The sequence below is a fragment of the Dysosmobacter segnis genome (genome assembly GCF_014297285.1).
Lineage (GTDB): Bacteria > Bacillota > Clostridia > Oscillospirales > Oscillospiraceae > Oscillibacter > Oscillibacter segnis.
In genome coordinates this window covers 1-5,492 of record NZ_JACOQI010000052.1, presented here as the reverse complement: position 1 = coordinate 5,492, position 5,492 = coordinate 1, and the positions used below count along the sequence as shown (strand labels likewise).

3 protein-coding genes are annotated in these 5,492 nt (G+C 53.7%); 2 read left to right on the top strand and 1 reads right to left on the bottom strand.

The annotated features are described in order from the left end of the window. The first annotated feature begins 441 nt into the window (after positions 1 to 441). A complete protein-coding gene (locus tag H8Z83_RS18605; protein ID WP_187016399.1) occupies positions 442 to 1,026 on the top strand; it encodes a recombinase family protein in 585 nt (194 codons plus the stop codon). A gap of 264 nt (positions 1,027 to 1,290) precedes the next feature. Then, entirely contained in the window at positions 1,291 to 4,713 is a 3,423-nt protein-coding gene (locus H8Z83_RS18600; RefSeq protein ID WP_187016398.1) for an S-layer homology domain-containing protein, read from the top strand. 488 nt (positions 4,714 to 5,201) lie between these two features. Here H8Z83_RS18600 and H8Z83_RS18595 read toward each other — a convergent pair. Beyond that, the coding region (locus tag H8Z83_RS18595; protein ID WP_187016397.1) for a site-specific integrase at positions 5,202 to 5,492 on the bottom strand (291 nt) is incomplete at its 5' end.

The window sequence follows — 5,492 nt, the reverse complement described above, 5'->3', positions numbered from 1 at the left end:
CGACATAGTCGTTCATTTTGTGTCCTTTCCGCTTTCGACGGAAGGGTACACACCCGCGCTGCCGGTACAGCGCCAAAAACTGTCGACCTTCATGGAACTTCCTGCGTACAGGGTGGTCATAATGCCCTACGGGGTCCATGAACGCCTGAGGTCACACCGGGGTGTGGACCTCACCGGAAAGCCGCGAGATTTGGCTTTCGCCTATCATCACTATAGGATAAATTGGAAGGGGTGTCAAGGTGCCATGAGCCCATGCGGGCGCAGTGTGACAATCACCTTGGAATTAGTACAGGCAAAAGGACTGACAGCAGCAGAAAAGACTTGAACCACCGCCCCACCAGAGTTAACATCACCACCAACAGGTTCTCGGAGGGAGGTGCCTGCGGTTGGTGGCAGCCTTACAATATGTTTGCTGAAAACATTTGAAGGAGGCTGATTTTGATGGAATATGGTTATGCGAGAGTTTCCACGAAAGAACAGAACGAACAACGGCAGATCATTGCACTGGAAGAGTTTGGACTGAATTTGAGGCAAATTTTCATAGACAAGCAGTCCGGCAAGAATTTTGAGCGTGCGAATTACCAACGGTTAACTCGCAGGTTGAAAGAGGGTGATACCCTTGTGGTCAAGAGCATTGACCGGCTGGGTCGGAATTACAACGAAATTCTGGAGCAATGGCGGATCATCACCAAGGAGAAGGGCGCAGCCATCGTGGTGCTGGATATGCCCCTGCTGGATACCCGAAAAAATCGGGATCTCACCGGGACGCTGATCGCCGACATCGTTTTGCAATTGCTCAGTTATGTGGCTCAGACGGAGCGGGAGTTCATCCGGCAGCGACAGGCGGAGGGCATCGCCGTGGCGAAAGCGCAGGGCGTGCGTTTTGGGCGTCCGCCACTGGTGCAGCCGAAGGAGTTTCCCACTGTGCATCAGGCGTGGCTGAAAAAGGAGATCTCCGCACGGGAGGCCGCACGGAGATTAAGCGTTACCCACAAAACATTTCTCAGATGGGCGCATGAACTGTAAAAAATGGTGAGGGAAGTACAGGTTTGTCACCACCGTCAAAAGTCGCAGTTTACTGCGGCTTTTATTATATCACAGGGCGATTCTACCCGCAACAGCTATGTGGGCACAACCTGTACTATAGACTCCAGCGCTTGTCCTGCCCTGTCTGGCTCGACCCTAAAACAGCTGTCGCCCTGTGGCGAAAAGAAACCTGCTCTCCGATAAAAGCTCAGCGGCTCTGGGTTCGGAACCGCTTTTATATAATCATTTTAGAGGAGGAATCTTATGAAACGAAGGATTTTGTCATCTTTGATGGCGCTTGTGCTGGTGTTCGGGCTTCTGCCCGTCAGCGCAATGGCGGAGGCGAGTGACTGGGATCCGCTGACTAACCCTGATAATGTTTACGGATCGTTAGATACGAGCAGAAGCTATAATAAACAGTATTCTACAACTTTTACCATTGGAGCGGGGATTGGCCAGCTCAAAGCGATGCCAATTTTAGACACGTCCAACGCTTCGTACAATGCAATGGCATATTGCGGAGCAAAGGCTGTTTCCAGTGATCCGGATGTTGTGGAAGTGAACACGAAGGACGGGCATCAGGATATTGTCATTGGAAAATGGCAGGGCGGAGATTGGGACGGCGCAGACTGTTTGCAGGTCAATGTCAACCCCAAAAAGGCAGGCACGGCAAGGGTTACCATTACGTTTTATTGTACGTTCAGCCAGAGTGACAACCCGCTGACTAACCGAAATACAGTTTGGGTTAGGGGTACCTGCACATACACGGTTAAGGTTGTTGACCCGGACGCAAATAAGCCTGCCAAGCCGGGGAAGAGTGCTATCGATAGCTTTTGGGAACTGTCTACCGGCTGCGCTGTAAGGCTGGACTGTGATCGCGTGGAAGACCATTACGCACTCTATGTGCGTAGCAATGACGGCAACAACAATCTTTCCTATTGGGGGAACTATGAATTGGGCGAGGTCGTTGCAAATCCCGGCAACCTCGGCATGCGCAAAGATAATTACCCTTGGGTGTGCCCCATGACAATTGATGCCAGCGGCTTCCTTGAATACTACAATTATGGGTATCCCGGCCATGAGGGATATGCTAAGACCGAGGGCGTCCATATGCTGGCGGATGGGCAGGAGGATCCTACCGTCTACTGGTTCTGGGATAAGAAAGATAACATCTGGAAGTTTAATCCCAGCGATGCACCGGTTGAGATTGAGATTACCTGTCCTGCCCTTCCCGGTGAAGATGACATTATTGATGGGCTGGGTGAAAACGCCGTAAAGGTCGAGTGCGAAACTGACAGCACGAAGCATCCTGCAAAGTCTTATGAGCTGACAAAGGACAGCCTTACCATCCCGGAGCTGCCCTCTTGGAGCGACAGCAAGGGCTATTATATCGAAGTGGCGGTGGCGGCTGACGACTACGTCGACGATTATGAGACTGCGTATGGCAACCATACGCTGAAGAATGAATCCCCCCAGACGATTACCCTCTACTATGACAAGGATACCCCAAAATGGAGCCCCAGTGATGATGCTACCGCCCCCTATGTCACCTTTGAGGTGAAGCATGAGGTAACGCCTCCGGCGCCCACAGCGCCCACCGAGGATGAACTTGCGCAGGATCCGGCTTTTGGAGTTGAACTCAAGTGCGTAACGAACAGCAAGGAACACGGGCCGTTTGATACGAAAGTGGTTAAGGGCACCTTTACCATCGGTGAGGTAGCGGGCAACGCGCAGGACGGGTACACCTGCGAGGTGATCATCCGGACTGATCCGTATGTTACCAGTGACGTGTATGTAAACCATTGCAATGGCGTCAAGCATACAGCTGTGGCTGAAAAGGTTGGAGCTTTGCTCCGCTACAACACGGACGAGAAAACATGGGAAGTGGTTCGAAACAAAGACGGCGTTGCCGCTACCATTGAAACCATGTGCAAGACGGAGAGCACCACCGTCAACGTGGTCATCAAGCCCGTGGACAGTGAAGAAAATGAAATTGACGGCGCGCTGGTGCGGAGCACCGACTTCGGCGCCATCAACGCCGCCGATAACCGTTTCCATGTGGGCTATCTCACCACCACCCAGACCCTGAGCGACCAGACTGCTGACCCGGAGGGTGATGGCCTTGAGGAAAGCAATCCGGTCAAGGCTTTTGTGTATCAGCAGATGGCAAAGGGCGATGAAACCTGGCACCCCGCCGATGGCGTGGAGCAGAAGTTCACCTGGGCGCGTCAGATCCGCTTCACCGACCTGAAGCGGGAGTCTGACGGCACCTATACCCTCACCGGCCAGATTATGTTCTACAAGCTGACGCTGGATCTGGACGGCGGCAAGCTGAACTCCGGCGATGCGGCTGTCACCTATTATCTGTCCGGCTCTGAGGCCGAGCTTCCGGAGCCCAGCAAGACCGGCTATACCTTTGCGGGCTGGGAGTATAAGGAAGAGGATCCCGGCGATGGCGGAGTGATCGTCATGTCCGCGAATGAGCAGGACAATGACCCGGCTCCCGAGCTGACCCCCGCCGGTACCCCGATTGAGATAAACTATGATGAGGAGTATATTGCCCGCTGGACGGTGAATCAGTACACCATTACCTTTGACACGGACGGCGGCACCAAGATTGACCCCATCACGCAGGATTACGGCACGCCGGTGACCCGTCCGGCCAACCCCACCAAGAGCGGCTACACCTTCGCAGGCTGGAACAAGACCATTCCCTCTGCCATGCCCGCTGAAAACATGACCATCACCGCCCTGTGGAGAAGCAATACTCCCGACAAGGACAAGGACGACGATTACACCCTGAAATATGTCACCAGCGGCGGCAAGGTCATTTCCTCCGAGACCAAGTCCCGCAGCTGGGTCAAGGACTACGAGGATCTGCCTACCCCCACCCGCAGCGGCTACCGTTTCGAGGGCTGGTATTACGATACCCGTCTCACCGACAAGGTGACCGATGATGTGAAGGTCAACAAAACTGTGGTGACCCTGTACGCCCGTTGGTCTTCCTCCGAAACTCCCGGCATACTGAACGATGAGGATCACTTTGCCTACGTTCAGGGCTACAGCGACGGCAATGTCCACCCCTACGGCCTGATTTCCCGTGCGGAGACCACCACCATCTTCTTCCGCCTGCTGACGGACGAGGTTCGGGACGACAATTTGTTGACCAGCAACACCTACACGGACGTGACCAATGACTACTGGGCCAACACGGCGATTTCCACCATGACGGGTCTGGGCATTGTACAGGGCCGCAGCGCCACCACCTTTGATCCCAAGGCGCCTATCACCCGCGCTCAGTTCGCGGCCATCTGTGCCCGGTTCGATACCGGTGTCAGCAGCGGCAGCCGGACGTTCTCCGACATCAGCGGCCACTGGGCGGAGAAGTATATTGAGCGTGCCGCGGAGCTGGGCTGGATTCAGGGCTTTGCGGACGGCACCTTCCGCCCTGATACCTATATCACCCGGGCACAGGCCATGACCATGATTAACCGTGTTTTGAACCGGACACCGGAAGATGAAGAGGATCTGCTGGAGGGCATGAAGGTGTGGCCCGACTGCAACCCCGGTGACTGGTTCTATCTGGCGGTGCAGGAAGCCACCAACTCCCATGACTACAAGGATCGGGGCGGCGAAGTCTGGACGAAGCTGACCCGGGATCCCGACTGGACGCGCTACGAGCACTGATATTTGACATAATTTTCAGAAATACACATATCGGTTGCTTCTTCTAAATAAAAGCACAAGCGACGCACCAAATCTGGTGCGTCGCTTGCGCTTTTGCCTTGCTCTAAACGACTCTTTTAAATGTTGCCCTTATGCGTGGGTAGCGAAAGCTATGACTTTTTGTCTATGAAGAGATGGAGCGGGCCTGCTCTTTAGTTACAGCGGTGCGTTTTTTGACCGCTAAGAATGGGGTGGACTATAAATTCTCACTTCATTTTCTGCCAGGCTTATGGTATACTGCTTACAGAATAAGTGCCATGCAATTTCAACCGTTTGTTTGCAATTAAGAGAATCGGTGGGTTACCGTTACCGAAGGTGTGTCCTTTGCTCATATCTTGAAGAAGCTCTGACCCACACCGTGACCCACACAACGAAATGCGTAGAAAGACTTAAAGAGTACCGGAGAGGAGGCTTTTGCCTTCTCTCCGGCATTTTTGGTTTTTTTCTGCTTACATGACCTGCGCCATGAAGCTGCCCATCGTTTGTGCTGCCTCGTCTTGCTTCTGCCTCGTAGCGTGGGTGTAGGTGCGGAGTGTGAATCCGGCATCATAGTGGCCGAGCATACTGCTGACGGTTTTGACGTCCACGCCATTTTGCAGTGCCAGCGTTGCGAAGGTATGGCGGAGATCATGAAAGCGGATATGCTCCAGTCCCGCGTCCTTGAGGATTTTCTTATGAAGGTTTACCACCGAGTCTGGGTGGTACATTTCTCCTGTTCTGCTGGACGGGAACATCCACGG